The 23986-nt window shown below is 37.0% G+C and carries 21 protein-coding genes and 3 rRNA genes; all 24 read right to left on the bottom strand.

Going from position 1 to position 23986, the window contains the following annotated elements; translation table 11 throughout:
- Nucleotides 1–61: 61 nt before the first annotated feature.
- Nucleotides 62–706, bottom strand: coding sequence for a 50S ribosomal protein L25/general stress protein Ctc (locus tag MHB47_RS11985; protein ID WP_340756879.1), 645 nt, complete (start codon nt 704–706; stop codon nt 62–64).
- A gap of 128 nt (nt 707–834) precedes the next feature.
- Nucleotides 835–1800, bottom strand: coding sequence for a ribose-phosphate diphosphokinase (locus MHB47_RS11990; protein ID WP_002508743.1), 966 nt, complete (start codon nt 1798–1800; stop codon nt 835–837).
- 153 nt (nt 1801–1953) lie between these two features.
- On the bottom strand, nt 1954–3309 hold the full coding sequence (glmU, locus tag MHB47_RS11995) for a bifunctional UDP-N-acetylglucosamine diphosphorylase/glucosamine-1-phosphate N-acetyltransferase GlmU (protein ID WP_340756881.1): 1356 nt from the start codon (nt 3307–3309) through the stop codon (nt 1954–1956).
- 481 nt (nt 3310–3790) lie between these two features.
- Nucleotides 3791–4099 carry a septation regulator SpoVG gene (gene spoVG, locus MHB47_RS12000; RefSeq protein ID WP_002508741.1) on the bottom strand — a complete coding sequence of 103 codons (309 nt, stop codon included), beginning with the start codon at nt 4097–4099 and terminating at the stop codon, nt 3791–3793.
- Nucleotides 4100–4164: 65 nt separating this feature from the next.
- Entirely contained in the window at nt 4165–4539 is a 375-nt protein-coding gene (locus MHB47_RS12005) for a RidA family protein (RefSeq protein ID WP_340756884.1), read from the bottom strand.
- Between the two features lie 18 nt (nt 4540–4557).
- Nucleotides 4558–5382, bottom strand: coding sequence for a pur operon repressor (gene purR, locus MHB47_RS12010; RefSeq protein ID WP_002508739.1), 825 nt, complete (start codon nt 5380–5382; stop codon nt 4558–4560).
- 18 nt (nt 5383–5400) lie between these two features.
- Nucleotides 5401–6249, bottom strand: coding sequence for a 4-(cytidine 5'-diphospho)-2-C-methyl-D-erythritol kinase (ispE, locus tag MHB47_RS12015; protein WP_002512532.1), 849 nt, complete (start codon nt 6247–6249; stop codon nt 5401–5403).
- Nucleotides 6250–6593: 344 nt separating this feature from the next.
- Nucleotides 6594–6857 (bottom strand): biofilm formation stimulator Veg, encoded by a 264-nt coding sequence (gene veg / locus MHB47_RS12020; protein WP_002508737.1) that lies wholly within the window; start codon nt 6855–6857, stop codon nt 6594–6596.
- Between the two features lie 99 nt (nt 6858–6956).
- On the bottom strand, nt 6957–7847 hold the full coding sequence (rsmA, locus tag MHB47_RS12025) for a 16S rRNA (adenine(1518)-N(6)/adenine(1519)-N(6))-dimethyltransferase RsmA (protein ID WP_340756886.1): 891 nt from the start codon (nt 7845–7847) through the stop codon (nt 6957–6959).
- A 3-nt stretch (nt 7848–7850) separates the two neighbouring features.
- Nucleotides 7851–8399: a ribonuclease M5 gene (gene rnmV / locus MHB47_RS12030; RefSeq protein WP_002508735.1), complete on the bottom strand. Its 549-nt coding sequence runs from the start codon at nt 8397–8399 to the stop codon at nt 7851–7853.
- 138 nt (nt 8400–8537) lie between these two features.
- Complete coding sequence (locus MHB47_RS12035) at nt 8538–9311, bottom strand: TatD family hydrolase (RefSeq protein ID WP_129651126.1); 774 nt, start codon at nt 9309–9311, stop codon at nt 8538–8540.
- A 25-nt stretch (nt 9312–9336) separates the two neighbouring features.
- Nucleotides 9337–11322, bottom strand: coding sequence for a methionine--tRNA ligase (gene metG / locus MHB47_RS12040; protein ID WP_340756889.1), 1986 nt, complete (start codon nt 11320–11322; stop codon nt 9337–9339).
- A 329-nt stretch (nt 11323–11651) separates the two neighbouring features.
- On the bottom strand, nt 11652–12494 hold the full coding sequence (gene rsmI, locus MHB47_RS12045; RefSeq protein WP_340756892.1) for a 16S rRNA (cytidine(1402)-2'-O)-methyltransferase: 843 nt from the start codon (nt 12492–12494) through the stop codon (nt 11652–11654).
- 3 nt (nt 12495–12497) lie between these two features.
- Nucleotides 12498–12746, bottom strand: a complete 249-nt coding sequence (locus MHB47_RS12050; RefSeq protein ID WP_002508731.1) for a GIY-YIG nuclease family protein — start codon at nt 12744–12746, stop codon at nt 12498–12500.
- Entirely contained in the window at nt 12739–13464 is a 726-nt protein-coding gene (locus MHB47_RS12055) for a tRNA1(Val) (adenine(37)-N6)-methyltransferase (RefSeq protein ID WP_340757332.1), read from the bottom strand. The genes MHB47_RS12050 and MHB47_RS12055 overlap by 8 nt, the downstream gene beginning before the upstream one ends.
- A 120-nt stretch (nt 13465–13584) precedes the next feature.
- A complete protein-coding gene (yabA, locus tag MHB47_RS12060; RefSeq protein WP_002508729.1) occupies nt 13585–13926 on the bottom strand; it encodes a DNA replication initiation control protein YabA in 342 nt (113 codons plus the stop codon).
- A 15-nt stretch (nt 13927–13941) separates the two neighbouring features.
- Nucleotides 13942–14745: a PSP1 domain-containing protein gene (locus MHB47_RS12065; RefSeq protein ID WP_340756893.1), complete on the bottom strand. Its 804-nt coding sequence runs from the start codon at nt 14743–14745 to the stop codon at nt 13942–13944.
- 2 nt (nt 14746–14747) lie between these two features.
- On the bottom strand, nt 14748–15674 hold the full coding sequence (locus MHB47_RS12070; RefSeq protein ID WP_340756895.1) for a DNA polymerase III subunit delta' C-terminal domain-containing protein: 927 nt from the start codon (nt 15672–15674) through the stop codon (nt 14748–14750).
- A gap of 136 nt (nt 15675–15810) precedes the next feature.
- Complete coding sequence (locus tag MHB47_RS12075) at nt 15811–16140, bottom strand: cyclic-di-AMP receptor (protein ID WP_002508726.1); 330 nt, start codon at nt 16138–16140, stop codon at nt 15811–15813.
- A 26-nt stretch (nt 16141–16166) separates the two neighbouring features.
- A complete protein-coding gene (gene tmk / locus MHB47_RS12080; protein ID WP_340756898.1) occupies nt 16167–16784 on the bottom strand; it encodes a dTMP kinase in 618 nt (205 codons plus the stop codon).
- Between the two features lies 1 nt (nt 16785).
- Nucleotides 16786–18129 (bottom strand): Orn/Lys/Arg family decarboxylase, encoded by a 1344-nt coding sequence (locus MHB47_RS12085; RefSeq protein WP_340756899.1) that lies wholly within the window; start codon nt 18127–18129, stop codon nt 16786–16788.
- Nucleotides 18130–18743: 614 nt separating this feature from the next.
- Nucleotides 18744–18858 (bottom strand): 5S ribosomal RNA (gene rrf, locus MHB47_RS12090).
- An 81-nt stretch (nt 18859–18939) separates the two neighbouring features.
- Nucleotides 18940–21863 (bottom strand): 23S ribosomal RNA (locus MHB47_RS12095).
- Between the two features lie 288 nt (nt 21864–22151).
- A 16S ribosomal RNA gene (locus tag MHB47_RS12100) occupies nt 22152–23704 on the bottom strand.
- Together the 16S, 23S and 5S rRNA genes form the textbook arrangement of a ribosomal RNA operon.
- Between the last annotated feature and the right edge of the window lie 282 nt (nt 23705–23986).

Genomic DNA, 23986 nt, shown 5'->3' on the forward strand with positions numbered 1-23986 from the left:
TTTATAAGATATTACAATGTTGGTATCATCAACTTATGTTGACAATGAAGCGTGAAGCATATTATTTTTCTTCGTCTTCTTTATCTTCGCCTACAACTTCTGGCTCTTCAGTTTGTGCTTCGCCTTCCATTGCTTCGATTTCTTCTTCAGTTGGTTCTTCAGTCGGAGCTACTACTGTAACTACTGAATCAGTAGCTTCGTTTTCGATAGTAAAGTCGCCTGATACTTTAATATCTTCAACTGAAATAGTACCGCCGATTTCTAATTCACTGATTTCAACTTCGATTGCTTCAGGAATATTGTCTGGAGTAGCTGTAACTTCAAGATTGAATAATGGTTGTTCAACCACGCCGCCTTCTTTAGCACCTGCTGCTTCACCAATTAAGTGAACAGGTACTTCAACAGTACGTTCTTCAGTCATATTGATTGCTAAGAAGTCAATGTGAGTGATTTGGTTTTTAAGTGGGTCGAATTGGTAGTCTGAAACCATTACTTTAATTGTTTTAGAACCTACGCCTAATTCGATAACACCGTTACGTCCAACTTCACGGATAACTTTAATAAATTCTACTTCGTCTACTTTAACAGAAGTATTTTTTGTACCATAACCGTAAACGATTGCAGGTACTTTACCAGTATTTCTTAGTGTTTTAAGGTCTGAACGTGTTTGTTTACCTTGACGAATAATTGACTTTAATGCAGTCATATTCATTTTCCACCTTTCGTTTTGCTCTAATATGAGCCCCTCACTTGCCCATCAACATAATGTTGCTTGCAAGTGTTTATTTTGCTCGTGAATTCACGAACGAAACCATTATACATTTATCTAATATATTAGTCAAATAGCACACTAACAGATTCGCGTTCATAAACACGGATAATTGCTTGTGCTAATAAACCAGCTACAGATAACTCTTTCGTATTGCTTGGTTTACGTGTTTCATCTAATTGAATTGAATTTGTTACGATTAGTTCTTTGATTGCTGAATTTTCGATACGCTCTTTAGCTGGACCTGATAATACAGGATGTGTACAACAAGCATATACATCTTTAGCACCTTTATCTTTTAGTGCTTGTGCAGCCAATGTGATTGTTCCTGCTGTATCAATGATATCATCAATAATAATAGCCGTACGTCCTTCTATTTCACCAACAATGTTCATCACTTCTGCAACATTTGGTTTTGGACGACGTTTATCAATAATAGCAATCGGTGATTTAAGTATATCTGCAAGTTTACGCGCTCTTGTTACGCCACCGTGGTCTGGAGAGACTACAACACACTCTTCAAGATCAATACCTGACTCATTCTTGAAGTATTCTGCTAAGATTGGCACACCCATTAAGTGGTCAATTGGCATATCGAAGAAACCTTGGATTTGAGGTGCGTGTAAATCTAACGCTATCATACGATCTGCGCCTGCAGTTTCGATTAAGTTTGCTACAAGTTTAGCTGTGATTGGTTCACGACTACGTGCCTTTCTGTCTTGACGCGCATAACCATAATATGGAACAACTATATTAATATTAGCTGCTGATGCACGTCTACAAGCATCAACCATAATTAATAATTCCATTAAGTGTAAATTTACAGGGTTCGACGTTGGTTGAATAATAAATACATCACAACCACGAATACTTTCCTCTATATTGATTTGAATTTCTCCATCGCTGAAACGTTTTACGGAACATTTTCCTAGTTCAATTCCAACATGATCTGCTACTTCTTGGGCTAAAGGTTCGTTACCTTTTAAAGAAAATATTTTCAAAGCAGAATTCTTATACTCATTGTTTAACATTTATAGTCCTCCAATTAATTCATTCAATTAGTTTTCATTTAAAGACAAGCGCAAACTTACATTGTTTATCAATATAAAGCATTTTGTGGCTAACAACTTACTCAATTACATTAAGTTTAACAGTTCAAGCATGCATGTCTAAACATATACCTTTTATTTTTTTAAATAACCTTCTTTGGTTGTTTGTCTAGCTCTCGCTAATGCTAAACTGTCTTCTGGTACACTATCAGTAATTGTAGAGCCAGCAGCAATTAGAGAACGCTCGCCTAACGTAATAGGTGCTACCAAATTCGTATTGCACCCTATAAACGAATCATTACCAATAATCGTCTTGAATTTGTTAATACCATCATAGTTTACTGTGATTGAACCACAGCCAAGATTCACACGTTCACCTATTTCTGCGTCACCAATATAACTCAAGTGAGGTAATTTAGCTCCTGCTTTTACGACTGATTTCTTAACTTCAACAAAGTTGCCGACTTTCACTTTTTTGCCTAAGTCTGTACCTGGACGAAGTTGCGCAAATGGTCCAATTATCGCATAATCATCAACCATTGCTTCATTGATCACTGAATGTTTAATTGTAACATTATCACCTATTTTACTATTCGTGATTTCTGTATATTGTCCTACAACTGTATCTTCTCCAATTTCACTATGTCCTGCAAGTTTAACTCCAGGTTCTATAATTGTGTCTTCTCCAATAGTTACATCTGCACCGATATAAGTATTGGATGGATCTACAATTGTTACACCATTTTTCATATGAAATTGGTTGATACGTTTTCTATATGCTTTTTCTGCTTCGCTTAACATCACTCGATCATTTACACCCATAATTTCTTCAAAATCATTCGTATGGTAAATGCCGACTGTGCCTTTATCTTCTAAAATTAATGAAAGTACATCAGGCAAGTAGTATTCGCCTTGCACATTATTGTTGTTCACTAACTCTAACTTTTCAAATAGCATTTGATTATCAAATGCGAAAACACCTGAACTAATTTCATTAATTTGTTGTTCTGTATCTGTTGCATCTTTTTGTTCGACTATTTTAACTAATTGATTGTCTGCATCACGTACAATTCTGCCATAACCATATGGGTTCGTTGCTGTAGCTGTTAATACAGTAGCTAGTGATTGGTTATTTTCGTGATGTTCAATTAAAGATTTAAGTGTTTCTGTCGTAATTAATGGTGTGTCTCCACAAACTACTAACGTTGTACCTTGTTTATCATTTAAATGTTCACTAGCCATTTTAACGGCATGAGCAGTACCTAATTGTTCTTCTTGAAAACTATAAAGAGATGCATTGCCTAACGTTTCTTTCACGCTTTCTGCGCCATGACCTACGATTGTTACAAGCTGTTCTACGCCAGATTGTTTAACGTTATCCACGACATGTTCAATCATTGATTTGCCAGCGACATCATGTAGTACTTTGTATTTCTTTGATTTCATACGTGTACCCTTACCAGCTGCGAGTACTATTGCATGTCTTTGCATGTATGTTAACCCTCCATTAAAATATACACTTCTTTATTATTATAATTTAACGCTAGTCACACTTTCAAGGCTCAAAGTGCCAATGTTTTTTATTAAAGCGTTTTTTATTACGATTGTTAAAAATAAAGTGCATAGTATTTGTCATCTATTTAGGTTTTGTAAACCGCTTCATTTCCTGAAGTAATTTTTCTTATTATCGATAATTTTCAACATATTATTATGAACGAAACATACGCTATCACTTCTTTATGTAATTGTTTCATTCATAATAATATAGTTAAGTAAAACGATGTAAGTTTGAGTTATTTATTATAAATTTCAAAATTATAATTTTTGTCACCTTTACATTTTATAAATAATTTTAATATTTTATATTTTAGTCACGCTTACATAAATAAAGAAGATTGAATTCCCCAATTTTAGAAATTCAATCTTCTTTAAAACGATATTAAATTCACTATAATAATCTCAAATAATTAAATTAAGCTTCCTCATTAGTATCTTCTGATGATTGAGCATTTTTATCAGGGATGACCTCATCAGTTTCTTCATATACTTTCATCACAGCATCCTGTATTTCTTGTCTCATTTCTGAATTGATCGGATGCGCGATATCTCGGAATTCACCATCTGGTGTACGTTTACTTGGCATTGCGACGAATAGACCTGTGTTGCCTTCAATAACGCGTAAATCATGTACCACAAATGATTCATCTAAAGTGATTGAAACAAGCGCTTTCATTCTACCGTCTGTTTGTATTTTTCTAAGTCTTACATCTGTCACTTTCATGTAGTGAGCCCCCCATAGTATCTCTTTGTTAGAAGCTTAACAATTTTATTAAAAATTATAAATCCTTACTTCACTTGTGCAATTACTTCTATTTCTACTTTAACATCTTTAGGTAGTCTCGCTACCTCAACACAACTTCTAGCCGGTTGATGATGATTAAAATATTTGCCATAAACTTCATTTATATTTTGAAATTCATTCATATCAGCAATAAAAATAGTAGCTTTTATAACCGAATCTATATCCGATCCAGCTTGTTCTAGTACAACTTTTAAATTTTCTAAGACTTGTGTCGTCTGTTCTTTTACATCATCGCTAACAATCTCTCCATTTAAATTTAATGGGATTTGTCCAGATGTGAATACTAGACCATTTATTTCTGTTGCATGTGAGTATGGCCCTAACGCTTCCGGTGCTTTGGTTGTATTAATCGTTTTCATGATGTCGTAATCGCTCCTTTAAGAAAATTTAGTTAAACTGTTGCCTTTCTCCACTTTAAATTCCTGATTGTATTCATCTACATCAGATAATCTAACTAAGGAAGTATAATCTTCAATTAATCTTTGTTTAACTTCTTTTGATTCTACTAGTACCGATACCCCTTTCACATGTGCTTTAAACTCGTTCATTAAATTCATCACACCATTGATGGATCCACCTGCACGCATAAAATCATCTACTACAAGGACATTAGAATTCTCTGGTAATGTTCTCTTAGATAACACCATTGTTTCAATTTTTCGAGAAGATCCTGACACATAATTGATAGATACCGTAGAACCTTCAGTCACTTTGTTATCTTTTCGAATGACAACTACCGGTAAATTCAATACGTTTGCTACTGAATTAGCAAGAGAGATACCTTTCGTAGCAATCGTAACGATTGCATCTAATTCTTCGTCCATATAAAGTGTAGCAATCAGTTTTCCTACACGGTTCAGTAACGTCGGATCCCCCATTAAATCAGATAAGAATAAATACCCTCCTGGTAGCAAACGATTCTTCTCTTGGAGTTGTGCGATAACGTCATCGATGACTTCACTCGCTTCTTCTTTACTCATTTCTGGTTTATACGTCACACCGCCACTTGCCCCAGCTGTGGTAATCACTGTCCCTAATTTTTCTTTTTGGAATGTGGTTTTAATAATTTGAACATCTTCACTTATAGATGATTTCGCTTGTTTAAATTTTTGTACGAAATAAGTTAATGGTATCAATTTATTAGGGTTATTCATCAAGTATTGTGTCATATAAACAATTCGTTCGCTTCTTTTATAGCGCATTTAACTCATCCCTTCTCACTAGCCTAATAATCTTACTATATACACTTCATTACAACAGCCATTGACTGCATTGTAAACATGTCTTGCCTGGCGTTCTTTTTGTGTTAGTCCATAAACAGATGGGCCGCTTCCACTCATAACAGCACCATCCGCACCATTCTCTAACATATTTTCTTTTATTTTTAAAATCTCACTATGCATTTTACCCGAAACAGGTTCCAATCGGTTTGAAAGACTTTTGCAAAGTAATTCATAATCTCCTGAAATTAAAGCTGATTTACAAGCTGTCGTATCCACATGATGTGACTGATTTAAGTCTAATTTTTTGAAGATACTCGGAGAAGATATACCTAAATTTGGTTTTGCCACCACAACCCATGCTGATGGAGGTTTATTCAGAAACGTAATATGTTCACCTTTACCTCTGCATAATGCTGTTTTACCAAAAATACAAAAAGGGATATCTGTACCTATCTTAATACCAAGCTCACACAACTCGTTTAACGGTCTATTTAGCTCATACAGGCGATTCATCCCTCTCATCGTAGCTGCAGCGTCAGTAGAGCCTCCTGCAAGCCCTGCTGACACCGGTATGTTCTTATCTATAGTGATTGTAATACCTTGCTTTAGATTATAAGTTCTTTTCATCAATTCTGCAGCTTTATACGCTAAGTTTTTATTATCGGAGGGAACGTAAGTTTGCTCTACATCAACAACAATTTTTTTGTCATTGCGTAGTTCAAATGACAAGCGATCATTTAAATCAATCGTCGTCATAATCATTTCAACTTCATGAAAACCATCATCTCGTTTAAAGAGTGTATCCAGCGTTAAATTAATCTTAGCCGGAGCCGTTTCATAAATCATATTCCCACCCTCTTCCAATTCGATATGGTAATAAAATGATTTTAACATATTGTTATAGTTGCATTGGCTGTTTTTAAAAACTTATTTTCGATATTTTGATAAATATTTTTATAAATATACATTTAACTATATTGGACAATAAATCATTTCTTAATTTACTATTCTACAATATAGTACATCTCTATTAAAATTATATCCATTTCCTGCATCATAAATTGTGACACAGAAAAAGGTATGTTGGCGAAGTTACACCAACATACCTTTTCATTTAATGATCTTAATATTAAAGTTTAAATTAAAAAGTATGACTCCTAAGAGACAAACTTTATTTAAATCACTTTTATTTAGTGTGCAATTGCTTCTTGCTGATTATCATCTTCAAAAGAAACTTGTACGTTTTCAGTTAAAACGTCAGCGTATGTATAAGATACACGCTCAAAGTTGTAAATTTCTTGATCTAGCTCAACAATGAAAACAGAAGGGTACGTTTCTTTTAACACACCACTACGCTCAATTGTTTTCTTACGACCACCATTCGCTTTAAGTACGATTCGGTTTCCTAATTGACAATCAAGTGAATTTTTGATGTCTCCAATAGATTTTGGCATATTGCTCCACCTCGCTACAAGTTGTATAATAACACAAATAGCGCGCTTTTGTCAAACAAAACATCAATTTTAGCAATGTAACTCAAGCTTGTCAATAATTTAAAATGCTAATTCTGTGAAATTTTTCAATTCATTGTATAATTTTTCAAATTCTTTTATTGAAAGCGTTTCTCCACGTCTTCTTGGATCTATACCACTTGTTTCTAACCATTTTTTAATAATTTCTTTGTTCGCTTTACCATCTACAAACAAACTTTGATAGTTATTGCTAATTGTTTTTCGTCTTTGGCTAAATGCAGCTTTTGTCATTTTGAAAAATTTATCTTCATTATCTATATCTACTTCCGGTGTCTGACGCTTCATCAATTTTACAACAATTGAATCTACATTTGGCGGTGGCAAGAAGACAGTCTTCGGCACGGTTAACACTTTACTGGTTTCAGTATAATATTGGGTAACTATTGAAAGTGATCCATAAGCTTTTGTACCTACTTGTGCATTTAATCTTTCACCGACTTCTTTCTGCATCATAACTACGTAGCCATCGATAGGTAAAGTTTGTTGCATTAGATTCAATAATATCGGTGTTGTAATATAATATGGTAAGTTAGCGACCACCATGATATTGTCACAATCTGCTAAATGCTCTGTAACATAATGTGCAATATCAGCTTTTAATATATCTTCATTTATAATTTCCACGTTATCATAAGGTCCCATTGTATCTTTCAACACTGGTATCAAACGTTGATCAATTTCAAATGCAACAACTTTCTTTGCGTTTTTAGCTAATTGTTCTGTGAGCGAACCCATACCAGGCCCTATTTCTATAATACCTGTATTTTCACCTATGTCGCTGGCATCGATAATTTTTTGTATAATATTAACGTCAATCAAGAAGTTTTGTCCTAAACTTTTTTTGAAATTAAAACCATATTGATTGAGCAATGCTTTTGTACGCGATGGTGTAGCAACATCTTTAATATCCACTTATCATTCACTTCCTTCATTATCACTTAATGCATTCCTAACATCTTCTTCAGTATAGCCAAACGCATTGAGCTTATTTATTAATTGTTTGCCGTTAGAATGTCCTATATGTAGTTTACGTCCAATTATTTCTCTTTTTTTGCGTGCATCTTTCCCAATTATTAATCCTAAATCAATTAACACTGATTTACTTATTGTTTCGTGTCCTTCTTCGAATGGTGTACTCACATTTATTAAGGCATCTTTAATATCTTCAAGTTGTGCATGTTCTACACCAATCTTGCCTCGTTTACTTTTGGCTTTTTCTCTATCGATATATGCGTGTTTAACGCCTGGTACATGTTTTTGAATTGTATTACGTATTTTATCACCCGGGAAATCAGGATCTGTTAATACAATGACACCTCTTGTTTCAAATGCTTGTGCTATAACACTTAGCGTTTGCTCGTTAATCGCACTCCCATTTGTTTCAATCGTATCACATTCTACCGCTCTTTTAACGCGTTCCGTATCGTCTCTACCTTCTACTACAATAAATTCGTTAATCTTCATTTATTGTTACACCTTTCATCACTTTAATTCGATTTTAGATAAAAATAAAAAAGGTATCGTCGCAAATAATGGTTACTACTTAGCATTTACTCTATGAACTAAGCCCTATTTCAGACCGATACCTTTTTTGTAATGTGTCTATCCTTTTAATTTAAACAATTGTTCTGCATTTTCAGTTGTTTGCTTGCAAACTTCCTCATAGCTCACACCGCGTAATTCAGCAATTTGTTCTGCAACCAATGTCACACGGGCAGGTTCATTTCTTTTGCCTCTATAAGGATGTGGTGATAAGAATGGTGCATCCGTTTCAACTAATAATCGATCAAATGGAACATGTTTTGCTACTTCTTTAGGTTGTTTCGCATTTTTAAAAGTGACTGGACCACCTAAAGATACATAGAAATTCAATTTATTAATTACATCATCCGCAATTTCAGGAGAAGCGCTGAAACTGTGCATGATACCACCAATTTCTTCCGCATGTTCCTCTTTAAGAATATCTATACAATCTTGCGTTGCTTCCCTATTGTGAATAATAATTGGTAAATTGACGCGTTTAGCCAATGCGATTTGTTTTCTAAATAATGCTTGTTGTACATCTTTAGGCGACTTGTCCCAATGATAATCTAATCCCGTCTCACCAATGCCAATCACTTTAGGGTGTTCTGCAAGCTTTTCTATCCATTCTAACCGTTCTTCTGTGCAATCAACTGCATCTACAGGGTGCCATCCAATAATGCCATAGATAAATTCGTATTGGTCAATCAGTTCCATCGTACGTTCGACTGTTGGTGTATCAAATCCAACAACAAACATTCGATCTACACCGTTGTCTCTTGCACGTTCAATGACCGCTTCTAAATCTTCATCATATTGTTCTGCATTTAAATGAACATGTGTATCAATAAGCATGTTATACCGCTCCCTTAATTTGTGATTACTTAATTATTGCACCATTTGGAATTGCGCTTGGTAAACTTACAAGTGTCAGTACGCCATCTTTTTCAGCAGATAAAATCATACCTTCTGATTTTCTACCCATCAATTTAGCAGGTTTTAAATTTGTTACAACTGCAACTTTTTTACCTATAATATCTTCTGGTTGATAGTATTTTGCAATACCAGAGACGATTTGACGGTGTTCACTATCTAAATCGACTTGGATTTTCAATAATTTATCAGATTTTTTAACTTGCTCAGCATCTGTAATCGTAGCAGCTTTAATTTCTACTTTATCAAAATCTTTGATATCGATTTGCGACTTACTAGGTACTTCTTCTTCAGTTTCTTCTGAAACTTCTGCCGCTTTTTCTGGCTGCATAGATTGTTTAATATAATCGATTTCTGCATCACTATCTAAACGCGGGAAGATTGGTTGTGGTTTATCACTAACAACGATTGGCGCAGTTAAGGCACCATATTGTTTCACGCTATCAAATTCATATAATTCAGGTGAATTAATATTCAACTGTTCAAAAATTTGTTTTGGTGCGTGCGTAAGGAATGGTCTTAATAACACTGCTACAATACGAATGTTTTCTACTAAATGCGCCATTACATTACTTAGCATGTCTTTTTGATTTTCATCTTTAGCTAATACCCACGGCGATGTTTCATCAATATATTTATTAGTACGACTGATTAACTTCCAAACCGTTGAAAGTGCTACTGAGAATTGTAAATCGTCCATATTTTCATGGAATGTATTCACTGTGTCTATCGCCATTTGTTCCATATCTTCATCCAACTCGTGTTTTGGACCTTGATATGCTGGTAATTCGCCATCAAAATATTTATTGACCATAGAAATTGTACGATTCACTAAATTACCTAAGTCATTTGCTAAATCATAATTTGTACGTTCAACGAAACCTTCAGGCGTGAAGACACCATCTGAGCCAAATGGTAATTCGCGCATTAAATAATAACGCGTAGCATCTAGACCATAACGATCTATAAGTACATTAGGATCGACCACGTTACCTTTAGATTTACTCATTTTGCCATCTTTCATAAGTATCCAGCCATGAGCAAAGACTTTCTTAGGAAGTGGAACATCTAATGCCATCAACAAGATTGGCCAGATAATTGAGTGGAAACGCACAATTTCCTTCGCCATGATATGAATATCTGCTGGCCAATATTTTTTGAATAAGCTATCATCATCTGATAAATAACCTAGCGAAGAAATATAGTTCACAAGCGCATCAATCCACACGTAAACGACGTGTTTAGGATTTGATTTCACATGGATACCCCAATCGAATGACGTACGTGAAACTGCTAAATCTTCTAATCCTGGTTTGATGAAATTGTTAATCATTTCATTTTTACGTGAAGGTGGTTGAATAAAATCAGGGTTTTCATCGTAAAATTCTAATAAACGGTCTGTATATTTAGATAAATTGAAGAAATAACTTTCCTCTTTAACTAATTCTACTTCGTGACCAGAGTCTGGACTTTTACCGCCAACGATTTCACCATTTTCAAATATCGGGTCCACTAATTGCGTCTCAGTATAATAAGTTTCATCTGGTACAGAATACCAACCTTCATATTCGCCAAGATAAATATCCTCTTGCTTTAATAAACGTTCAAATATTTGTTGCACCACTTCTTTATGTCGCGCTTCTGTTGTACGAATAAAATCATCGTTTGAGATTTCTAATTTATTCCATAAATCTTTAATTCCAGCAATCATTTCATCCAAATATTCTAATTCAGATTTCCCAGCTTTTTGTGCTTTTTCCTGTATTTTTTGACCATGTTCATCCGTGCCTGTTAAATATCGAACATCATAGCCTTGCATTCTTTTATAACGTGCGATTACATCACCAGCTGTTGTTGTATATGCATGACCGATATGTAAATTCCCACTTGGATAATATATTGGTGTAGTGATATAAAATGTTTCTTTCGCCATCAATGTTCCTCCTCGTTTCCTACGCTTTAAATATATCTAAATTCATTTTTCCCTCAATGAAACAGATGTATGTTTTATATTTCATTTTCTAATTTAGCCACTTTTATAATGATATGATTAGATTACTATTCATATCGAACTTTTCATGACTTAATTCTTTTGAAATTTTAATATGATTAATAATCTCTATCTTGTCTACATTACCATAAATCACGCGTGTTATGGGAGTTTTTCAACTCATTTTTCTTGATTAAACGTGATTTTATCCTGTGAAAGTTCTTCACTTTACCTTAGAAGCTTTATCCTAAGAATTATCAATCCAACTTGGATTAATTATTGGAAACCTCATGATAAATATCATAAACTTCGCCAGTCTTCATATGACGCATTTCAGCAACTTGTTTAATTGCAGCTTTAGGTTTCATATTTTCGTTTATATAATAATCCACATGCGCTTGTATCGACATATCTTCAAACCACGACGTATCTTCTTCAGTTATTGCACCTTCGATGACTACGACAAATTCACCCTTAGTTGGAATACGATTTTCATTAAGTTGGTTTAGTAATTCTCCAACTTCTCCTGTGACAATTTGCTCAAACTTTTTAGTTAATTCTCTACCTAGTGAAACTTTTCGCGTTTCATCTACTTTTTGAATTGTTTTCAACGTCTCCTTCACACGATGTGGGGACTCATAAATAATCAGTGTACTATCTTCAAACATCCGTTGCTCTAAAATATCTAATTTTTGCTTTTCTTTTCGTGGCAAAAACCCTAAAAATGTATAAGTAAATGATGGTAATCCACTCGCCATCAGTGCCGTCAATCCAGCATTAGGGCCTGGCACCGTTTCAACTCTGATTTCACTTGCCCTCGCTGCCACGACAAGTTCGTAACCGGGATCGCTAATCAATGGCAATCCTGCATCTGATACAAGTGCGATGCTAACATCCTGCTGCAGTTGTTCTATTAGATAATCCGTTTGTTGTTCCTTATTGTGATCATGATAGGACTTCAGGGGTGCTTGTATATCATAATGTGCACATAACTTTTTAGTCACTCTTGTATCTTCACAAGCAATCAAATCCACCGATCTTAAAATGTGTACAGCTCTATATGTAATATCTGCTAAATTTCCTATAGGTGTTCCTACTAAATATAATGTCGCCATGAGTTATCCCTCGCTTATTAATACTAATTTTTGTTGCCTAGAATAGGTTTTTATTTCGTATTCTCGTTTTAAAGCTTCTGACTTCGTATCAAACATTTCTTGATAAACTAACTCTACCGGACGTCTTATTTTAGTATATTTGGCGCCTTGTCCTTTATTATGCTTTTCTACCCTTTTTTCTATGTCTTTTGCATAACCAGTATATAAACTTCCATCTTTACACTTAACAATGTATATATAATGTTTATCCATAATATATTTCTCTCATTTCTTTAGTATACGTTCCATCATTATTATATATGTAAAATGGTGTTTGAATGTCTAGCCCTTGATTACCGCCTTTTCTACCTTCAACAACAATTGTTTGCGCCACTTTACCCTGCTTACTATAGATGAAATAAAGTTTCTTGGGTTCAATCTGGTATGCTCTCATATAGGTTAAGACATCCATAAGACGTTCTGCTCGATGTACCATCACAAAACGTCCGCCTTGTTTTAGTAAATGTCTTGCTGCAAAACAACAATCCTCTAGTGTACACATGATCTCATGTCGTGCGATCTTATGTGCTTCCTTCTGATGTTGGAACGCTTGATTCGCTTTAAAATAAGGCGGATTACAAGTAATAAGGCTATATTTTGCAGGACTAAACTGTTTGTGCGCCTCTTTCAAATCCATATGATGCATCTGTATTCTATTTTCTAAATGGTTATGTACGATACTACGTTGCGCCATATCTACGAGTTGTTGCTGTATTTCGATTCCATCTATAGCTTGCTGTCCTTTATCAGAAAGTAATAAAGGTATCACACCATTACCCGAACACAAATCCATAATCGTATCTTGTTTTTTTACTTTTGTGAAATGTGCAAGTAGTAAAGCATCTGTTGAAAAAGAAAACACATCATCATTTTGAATAATTTCTAGTTTTTCTTTAATTAAAAAATCTAACCTTTCATTTTCCATGTGCATATTCATTATATCCTCCAAAAAAAAGACGAGACTGCGATGCTTAATAACCAAGCCTATCGCTACATCTCATCCTCAATCACATTTCATCCATATTGTTTTATAGGCAATTTCGTTCTTTAATTATTCACTCAGCACTTCTAAACAAAATAAACAGTCGTCACCTTTTCTATGTTTTCCGAATAACTCACCATTACAAATATGAAAACCCTCTTTATAAAGCATTGCTAAATTATCTTTACTGCGAAGTGGTCGCTTATATTGTGCTTTATGACCGCTTTCTATTTTTTTAGGTTTTTCTTCTTTATCTATTAAAGTTTTTAGATTTTCATTCTCTATTTGTAAGGCTACATTTTCTTCTATAAGTTCGACAGTAAGATTTTTCAAATTAACCATATCACCGTTGATTTGATTAATATTTTCTTCTAAATGTGCTAACTTTTCAAATATCTCGCTTCGATTCAATGTTGTAACGGCCTCCTAATTAAACGTTTCTAATTCTTCCATCTTATATTCAAGTGGTTGCTCTAGGCCTTCCACTTTAATTTGCATGGAAATGTCTAAAATATTTAACCCTATCACTTTACCGTTACCTTCTGGTGTTTCAATCGGATCACCAACATCAGGTAATTGTGCACGTGCCTCTTCATAATAATCATTTTCATACTTGAGACAACACATCAAACGTCCACAGGCTCCCGAAATTTTAGTTGGATTTAAAGATAAGTTTTGATCCTTAGCCATTTTTATAGATACTGGTTCAAAATCACCTAAAAATGTTGAACAACATAAAGAACGTCCACATGGCCCAATGCCACCCAATAATTTTGCTTCGTCTCTAACACCTATCTGTCTTAATTCAATACGTGTTTTTAACTTCTGTGCCAAGACTTTTACGAGTTTTCTAAAATCAACTCGTTCATCTGAAGTAAAATTAAATATTACTTTTGATTTATCTAATGTGAATTCACAGTTAACCAAACGCATTTCTAATTGTTGTTGTTGAATTGTATCTTTACACAATTGCAAAGCTTCTTTTGCAGCTTGCTCATTTTGTTCATATCTGATTAAATCTGCTTCAGTTGCAATACGTACAATTTCTTTTAATGGTAGCGTTACATCTTGATCCGCAACATTTAAAGGTTCGTATTTTACACGACCCATCTCTAACCCTCTTTTAGACTCTACAACTACCCAGTCTCCTACAGTTAAATTAAAGTGTTGAGGCGAATAATACTCCATTTTCCCTGATTTTTGAAAATCAATACCTACTACATTTTGCATAACTAATTCACCCCTTTTATTACGATTTGCTCAAACACTAAAGTTGGATTCACATTTTGATTCAACTTTTTATGTGCTTCTGTTATTTGATCATACATCAAAATAATTTGATTATATGTTAGTTTTTTCGTATATTCTTGTACATCGACTTGTAAATCTTGATATATCATATCATCAGTCATCCCTACTTTAGCATGCATAACATCTTGAAAGAAACCATTAACTGCAGCTAATGTGACCATTTGTAGCCTTCTATTTTTAGCCTGTTTCAATAAATCGACAATAGCGATCAATGCCATAGGTCGATTTGTTAAAAGTAATTGGCACCATTTAATGACACTTTTACGTAGCGCCATTAAATCTGCTTCTTCGTTTAGCGTAACTGCCGTTTCAATTTGCGTAGTATATGTACTTAATAATTCAGCTACTGGACGAGAAATATCACGTTCTACTAATCTATTTATAAAATTAGCTTTATTAATAGGTTTAAAATAAACATGCTGACATCTCGAATGGATTGTGTCTAAGATTTGTTCAGGCTTCGTAGTTAATAAGATGGCGATAGTATTTTCAGGAGGTTCCTCTAAAAATTTCAAAATGCTATTTTCACCTTGAATGGTTAACTTTTCAAAGGATTCAATAATATATACTTTATAGTCACCTTCTATTGGTAATTGATTCATATAATGTAATAACTGTTCTATTTGATCTTTCTTTATTGTATTCTCTTCAGAGGATATATACATAAAATCAGGATGATTAAATGTTTCTACCTTTAACTGACATTGATTGTCTTGATCACATAAAATCAGCTTCGTAAAATCAATAGCGACTTGTTGCATTGTCTGACCATCATCACCCTCAAATAAATAAGCATGTGACAATTTATTTGATTGATAGGCTTTCGTCAGTCTTTCTCGTTCGTCCATTATAAAGTTACTCCTTTATATAAAAAGGCTGCTTATATATAGTTACTCTACAAAAAACATTCCAAAAGATTACCTTAAGCACATCTTTTTAGCTAAAATGTAATTTGAGAGGCTACTATATTAAGCAACCATGATTTTAGAATTGATGGAAAGTTTCAACAGGCATTACAAATACCGTTGCTCCTCCAACTTCTACTTCAACCGGATACGGTATATAAGAATCTGCACTACCACCCATCGGTGTAATAGGTGAGACAAGCTGCTCTCTGTTACCACAAGTATCATTGATAACTTTCAACATCTCATCCACGCGATCATCTTCAACACCAGATAAGAACGTAGTATTCCCAGCTCTTAAAAATCCACCAGTGGTTGCAAGTTTTGTTGCTCTAAAATTATGTTTAACAAGTTTGTCCGACAGTTCTTGACTATCCTGATCTTGTACAATTGCTATAATCATTTTCATACTAAACACCTCTTCCAAATATTATATCACAATTTTTCTAAGTATTTGTTGATAGATTCATACGTCGCATTTACTACTTCTTCTATACTTCGATTTGCATCAATCACAATAAAACGTTTAGACTCATTATGAATAATTTTCTTATAACCTTCAACTACTTTTTCATGAAATATTACATCTTCTTGATCTAAACGATTCTGATTTCGCTGATTTTTTTGTATACGGTCACGACCTACCTTTACGCTCACATCAAGGTAAATGGTTCTATCTGGATATAAACCATTAATAGCAAATTCATTAATAGATTTCACTTCTTCTATTCCTATACCCCGTGCATAACCTTGATAAGCTAATGAACTATCTATATAACGATCACATAATACTATCTTGCCCTCATCTAATGATGGTATAACTTTACCAACAAGATGTTCACGTCTTGAGGCCGCAAATAATAAGGCTTCTGTGCGCTCATCCATATCGTCGCCTTCAAGTAATACTTCACGTATTTGCTCTCCAGTTTTAACACCACCAGGTTCTCTAGTGAGTACAACATCATACTCTGTTTCTAACCTTTCTGCCACTTGTTGAATGACTGTAGTTTTACCTGAACCTTCTGGGCCCTCAAAAGTTATAAAAGCTGACATTTTATTCATCCTTAATTTCTATTTTATAATTTTTAATTCCTTCTACTCTTATATTATTATCATACCAATAATTCATTAATTCTATCATATTTTCTGTAATTTTTTCTCCTTTAAACATAACAGGAATGCCAGGAGGATATGGAACGATATTTGTTGCTAAAACTTTAGATCCAGCATGACTAATATCGATACTTTTTGTATCAACTATATCGCCCGCTTGGTATGTACCTTCTTCAGTCCTAAACTCTGACTGATTAAGCGTTTGTGTGTGTCTCACTTCCAACTCAATTTGTCGAATTCTTTCTATTAATGAATCAAATGGATAGGTATCCCCCTTATGCCATAAAGGCAAAACGAACAATACCTGATGTTCATCAGCAAGTTCAACATAAATATCTTTAGTTTCAAAATACTTTTGTAATTGAAAACCAGTATAACCATTACAACGTATATTCAATTTCAGTGGATCTTCAACCTTAACGACTTCAGCGCCAATTTCTTTTAACACTTGAATTAATTGGTCTCTTTTTTCAAAAAAGAGTTTACTGTTATAATCTTTATAAAATTGATGTGCTAATTCCAAACTCATCATCAATAAATAGGACGGGCTTGAAGATTGAAAATAGGACAAATATTTAATAACCTTTTCTCTTCTCGGTGCATTCTTATGAATAAATATAATAGAACTCATTGTTAGTGATGGTAATGATTTATGATACGATTGCACCACGTAATCCGCTCCCATATTTAAAGTAGAATTGGGAAAACCTTCCAAATCAAAATGGGCACCATGTGCTTCATCTATTAATACAGGTATATTGTGCTCTTTTAGATCTTTGATAGCAATAGATACATCAAAACACTCACCATAATAATTAGGATATGTAAGAATTGCTAATTTAGTTTGTTCTATTTGAGAAAGCAATGTATCCAAATTCGGACCTAAATATTGGTTCGTTTTTTTGCTCATTGTCATTTCCAATAATTGACACTGTTCTGATGTTAAATCCAAAGCATGAAATACAGATTTATGTGCATTTCGAACTATAGAATAATGTCCATGTTGCCCTGAAAACCCTTGGATTACTGATAAAATACCAGATGTAGTCCCATTGACTAAATAATACGCATCATAATCAGGATGTTTCTCTATACCTTCCATACTTTCTGCTATCACTTCTTCAGGATGATGCAAATCATCTAATTCTGTAATCTCAGTCATATCCATTTTAAAATTTAGTTGCTCTAAATAACCAATTGTCATATTTTTATGTCCAGGTACATGCATCGAAATCGAATTTCTATTTAGTATATTTTTAAGTTTATTAGTTAATGGTAATGTCATATGCATCCTCGCTTTTCAAGCAGTAATTTCAACTCTCATATCTCATAGTTCATTATATTTTAACATATAGGCAGTAGGAGATGTATTTGTCCGTGCCTACCTCTATTTCCAAATGTACTGCATATAAAAAACTTTGTCTTTAAACAGGCTTCACTAATTTTCTCACGCATAAAAAAAGAGACCTTTTCAGGTCCTAAAACACCTATAAAGTGCTCCTTATTCTAATATTTAGAGCTTAGGAGCACTTATACAAAAGACTTGTCTTTTATATCCCTCTTATCCTACCTTATCCTACTTTTGCGGAACGTAAGTCGACTACCATCGGCGCTAAGAAGCTTTGAAGCACTACTTTCTTGCCTGCAAGATTAGTAGTGCTTATGCAAGAGCCACAGCTCTTGTAAACACTTAATACTTCCCTTACTCACTTATCGCTTGTAAGCTCGTCTCGTCTTTCACTCAGTTCGTCAGCTTCTAAAGAACTACTTCTCAAAATCATTGGGATTAGTAGTTCTTACACATGAGCTTCAGCTTATGTGCTCATGGCTTAAACCAGATTTTTTGGAAGTTAAGCTCCTTTTGCGCATAAAAAAAGAGACCCTTTCGGGTCCCTAATTGCCTGGCAACGTCCTACTCTTGCGGAACGTAAGTCCGACTACCATCGGCGCTAAGGAGCTTAACTACTGTGTTCGGCATGGGAACAGGTGTGACCTCCTTGCCATTGTCACCAGACAATGAACTGTATAAAAATTATACATTCAAAACTAGATAGTAAGTAAAATTTGATAATGCCAAACAAAACACTTTTTAAATTTGATTAAGTCTTCGATCGATTAGTATTCGTCAGCTCCACATATCGCTATGCTTCCACCTCGAACCTATTAACCTCATCATCTTTGAGGGATCTTATAACCGAAGTTGGGAAATCTCATCTTGAGGGGGGCTTCATGCTTAGATGCTTTCAGCACTTATCCCGTCCATACATAGCTACCCAGCGATGCCGTTGGCACGACAACTGGTACACCAGAGGTATGTCCATCCCGGTCCTCTCGTACTAAGGACAGCTCCTCTCAAATTTCCTGCGCCCACGACGGATAGGGACCGAACTGTCTCACGACGTTCTGAACCCAGCTCGCGTACCGCTTTAATGGGCGAACAGCCCAACCCTTGGGACCGACTACAGCCCCAGGATGCGATGAGCCGACATCGAGGTGCCAAACCTCCCCGTCGATGTGAACTCTTGGGGGAGATAAGCCTGTTATCCCCGGGGTAGCTTTTATCCGTTGAGCGATGGCCCTTCCATGCGGAACCACCGGATCACTAAGTCCGTCTTTCGACCCTGCTCGACTTGTAAGTCTCGCAGTCAAGCTTCCTTATGCCTTTACACTCTATGAATGATTTCCAACCATTCTGAGGAAACCTTTGAGCGCCTCCGTTACTCTTTAGGAGGCGACCGCCCCAGTCAAACTGTCCATCTGACACTGTCTCCCACCATGATAAATGGTGCGGGTTAGAAATCCAACACAGCAAGGGTAGTATCCCACCAACGCCTCGACGTAAGCTGGCGCTCACGTTTCAAAGGCTCCTACCTATCCTGTACAAGTTGTACCGAATTTCAATATCAGACTACAGTAAAGCTCCACGGGGTCTTTCCGTCCTGTCGCGGGTAACCTGCATCTTCACAGGTACTATGATTTCACCGAGTCTCTCGTTGAGACAGTGCCCAAATCGTTACGCCTTTCGTGCGGGTCGGAACTTACCCGACAAGGAATTTCGCTACCTTAGGACCGTTATAGTTACGGCCGCCGTTTACTGGGGCTTCGATTCGTAGCTTCGCCGAAGCTAACCACTCCTCTTAACCTTCCAGCACCGGGCAGGCGTCAGCCCCTATACATCACCTTACGGTTTAGCAGAGACCTGTGTTTTTGATAAACAGTCGCTTGGGCCTATTCACTGCGGCTCTCCTGGGCGTTAACCCTAAAGAGCACCCCTTCTCCCGAAGTTACGGGGTCATTTTGCCGAGTTCCTTAACGAGAGTTCGCTCGCTCACCTTAGAATTCTCATCTTGACTACCTGTGTCGGTTTGCGGTACGGGCACCAAAATTCTAGCTAGAGGCTTTTCTTGGCAGTGTGAAATCAACGACTCGAGGAAACAATTTCCTCTCCCCATCACAACTTGACCTTAAGAGTGCCGGATTTGCCTAACACTCAGTCTCATTGCTTGGACGTACAATCCAATAGTACGCTTCGCCTATCCTACTGCGTCCCCCCATCGCTTAAAACGAAATTTGGTGGTACAGGAATATCAACCTGTTATCCATCGCCTACGCCTATCGGCCTCAGCTTAGGACCCGACTAACCCAGAGCGGACGAGCCTTCCTCTGGAAACCTTAGTCAATCGGTGGACGGGATTCTCACCCGTCTTTCGCTACTCACACCGGCATTCTCACTTCTAAGCGCTCCACATGTCCTTGCGATCATGCTTCAACGCCCTTAGAACGCTCTCCTACCACTGTCCTTACGGACAATCCACAGCTTCGGTAATATGTTTAGCCCCGGTACATTTTCGGCGCAGTGTCACTCGACTAGTGAGCTATTACGCACTCTTTAAATGATGGCTGCTTCTAAGCCAACATACTAGTTGTCTGGGCAACGCCACATCCTTTTCCACTTAACATATATTTTGGGACCTTAGCTGGTGGTCTGGGCTGTTTCCCTTTCGAACACGGACCTTATCACCCGCGTTCTAACTCCTAAGATAAAATTGATTGGCATTCGGAGTTTGTCTGAATTCGGTAACCCGATAAGGGCCCCTCGTCCAAACAGTGCTCTACCTCCAATAATCATTACTTAAGGCTAGCCCTAAAGCTATTTCGGAGAGAACCAGCTATCTCCAGGTTCGATTGGAATTTCTCCGCTACCCACAACTCATCCGCTCACTTTTCAACGTAAGTCGGTTCGGCCCTCCATTCAGTGTTACCTGAACTTCAGCCTGGTCATGGGTAGATCACCTGGTTTCGGGTCTACGACCAAATACTCAACGCCCTATTCAGACTCGCTTTCGCTACGGCTCCACATTAACTGCTTAACCTTGCATCAAATCGTAACTCGCCGGTTCATTCTACAAAAGGCACGCCATCACCCATTAACGGGCTCTGACTACTTGTAAGCACACGGTTTCAAGTTCTATTTCACTCCCCTTCCGGGGTACTTTTCACCTTTCCCTCACGGTACTGGTTCACTATCGGTCACTAGAGAGTATTTAGCCTTGGGAGATGGTCCTCCCGGATTCCGACGGAATTTCTCGTGTTCCGTCGTACTCAGGATCCACTCAAGAGTGAACAAACTTTCGACTACAGGATTATTACCTTCTTTGATTCATCTTTCCAGATGATTCGTCTAATTTGTTCTTTTGTAACTCCGTATAGAGTGTCCTACAACCCCAACAAGCAAGCTCGTTGGTTTGGGCTCTTCCCGTTTCGCTCGCCGCTACTCAGGGAATCGATTTTTCTTTCTCTTCCTGCGGGTACTAAGATGTTTCAGTTCCCCGCGTCTGCCTTCAGATATGCTATGTATTCACATATCGATAACACGACATAACTCGTGTTGGGTTTCCCCATTCGGAAATCTCTGGATCAAAGCTTACTTACAGCTCCCCAAAGCATATCGTCGTTAGTAACGTCCTTCGTAGGCTTCTAGTGCCAAGGCATCCACCGTGCGCCCTTAATAACTTAATCTTTTCGACCTTCAACACGATAAAATCGGTTGAAAACCTAAAATGTTATTAATCTGTGAGTGTTCTTTCGAACACTAGCGATTATTTCTATTTTTTTGAATTCAAGCTTTTTAAAACTCTAATTCACTCGGTTTTGCTTGGTAAAATCATAAATTTTACTTACATATCTAGTTTTCAATGTACAAAATAACGCAATGAATACTCGTAATGAGCATTCAAAACTGAATGCAATATGTCAATGTCATTCCTCTTCATCTTCTCAAGGAAGATGTTCCGAATATATCCTTAGAAAGGAGGTGATCCAGCCGCACCTTCCGATACGGCTACCTTGTTACGACTTCACCCCAATCATTTGTCCCACCTTCGACGGCTAGCTCCATAAATGGTTACTCCACCGGCTTCGGGTGTTACAAACTCTCGTGGTGTGACGGGCGGTGTGTACAAGACCCGGGAACGTATTCACCGTAGCATGCTGATCTACGATTACTAGCGATTCCAGCTTCATGTAGTCGAGTTGCAGACTACAATCCGAACTGAGAACAACTTTATGGGATTTGCATGACCTCGCGGTTTAGCTGCCCTTTGTATTGTCCATTGTAGCACGTGTGTAGCCCAAATCATAAGGGGCATGATGATTTGACGTCATCCCCACCTTCCTCCGGTTTGTCACCGGCAGTCAACCTAGAGTGCCCAACTAAATGCTGGCAACTAAGTTTAAGGGTTGCGCTCGTTGCGGGACTTAACCCAACATCTCACGACACGAGCTGACGACAACCATGCACCACCTGTCACTTTGTCCCCCGAAGGGGAAGGCTCTATCTCTAGAGTTTTCAAAGGATGTCAAGATTTGGTAAGGTTCTTCGCGTTGCTTCGAATTAAACCACATGCTCCACCGCTTGTGCGGGTCCCCGTCAATTCCTTTGAGTTTCAACCTTGCGGTCGTACTCCCCAGGCGGAGTGCTTAATGCGTTAGCTGCAGCACTAAGGGGCGGAAACCCCCTAACACTTAGCACTCATCGTTTACGGCGTGGACTACCAGGGTATCTAATCCTGTTTGATCCCCACGCTTTCGCACATCAGCGTCAGTTACAGACCAGAAAGTCGCCTTCGCCACTGGTGTTCCTCCATATCTCTGCGCATTTCACCGCTACACATGGAATTCCACTTTCCTCTTCTGTACTCAAGTTTCCCAGTTTCCAATGACCCTCCACGGTTGAGCCGTGGGCTTTCACATCAGACTTAAGAAACCGCCTACGCGCGCTTTACGCCCAATAATTCCGGATAACGCTTGCCACCTACGTATTACCGCGGCTGCTGGCACGTAGTTAGCCGTGGCTTTCTGATTAGGTACCGTCAAGATGTGCACAGTTACTTACACATTTGTTCTTCCCTAATAACAGAGTTTTACGATCCGAAAACCTTCATCACTCACGCGGCGTTGCTCCGTCAGACTTTCGTCCATTGCGGAAGATTCCCTACTGCTGCCTCCCGTAGGAGTCTGGACCGTGTCTCAGTTCCAGTGTGGCCGATCACCCTCTCAGGTCGGCTACGTATCGTTGCCTTGGTAAGCCGTTACCTTACCAACTAGCTAATACGGCGCGGGTCCATCTATAAGTGATAGCAAAACCATCTTTTACTTTAGAACCATGCGGTTCCAAATGTTATCCGGCATTAGCTCCGGTTTCCCGAAGTTATTCCAGTCTTATAGGTAGGTTACCCACGTGTTACTCACCCGTCCGCCGCTAACTTCAAAGGAGCAAGCTCCTTATCCGTTCGCTCGACTTGCATGTATTAGGCACGCCGCCAGCGTTCATCCTGAGCCAGGATCAAACTCTCCATAAATGAATTATGATGTTTGATTAGCTCATAAAATACTAATTTGTGTGTTATCTCTAACACGTTTGAACCAACAATTTAATGTTGTGTTCGGAATTAACGTTGACATATTGCAATTCAGTTTTCAATGTTCATTTCTTAATCACAAGACTTAATTCTACAGGTTATAACTTGAAAAGTCAATAACTTTTTAAAATTAATTTTCGTTGTGTTTCGTATTTCTTTTTTGTGTTTGTCGTGTTGTTTCGCTCGACTAGTAATACTATACACGCATAAAAACCTTTTAAC

It is taken from the genome of Staphylococcus sp. FSL K6-3157 (assembly GCF_038005145.1).
GTDB classification, from domain to species: Bacteria; Bacillota; Bacilli; order Staphylococcales; family Staphylococcaceae; genus Staphylococcus; species Staphylococcus equorum.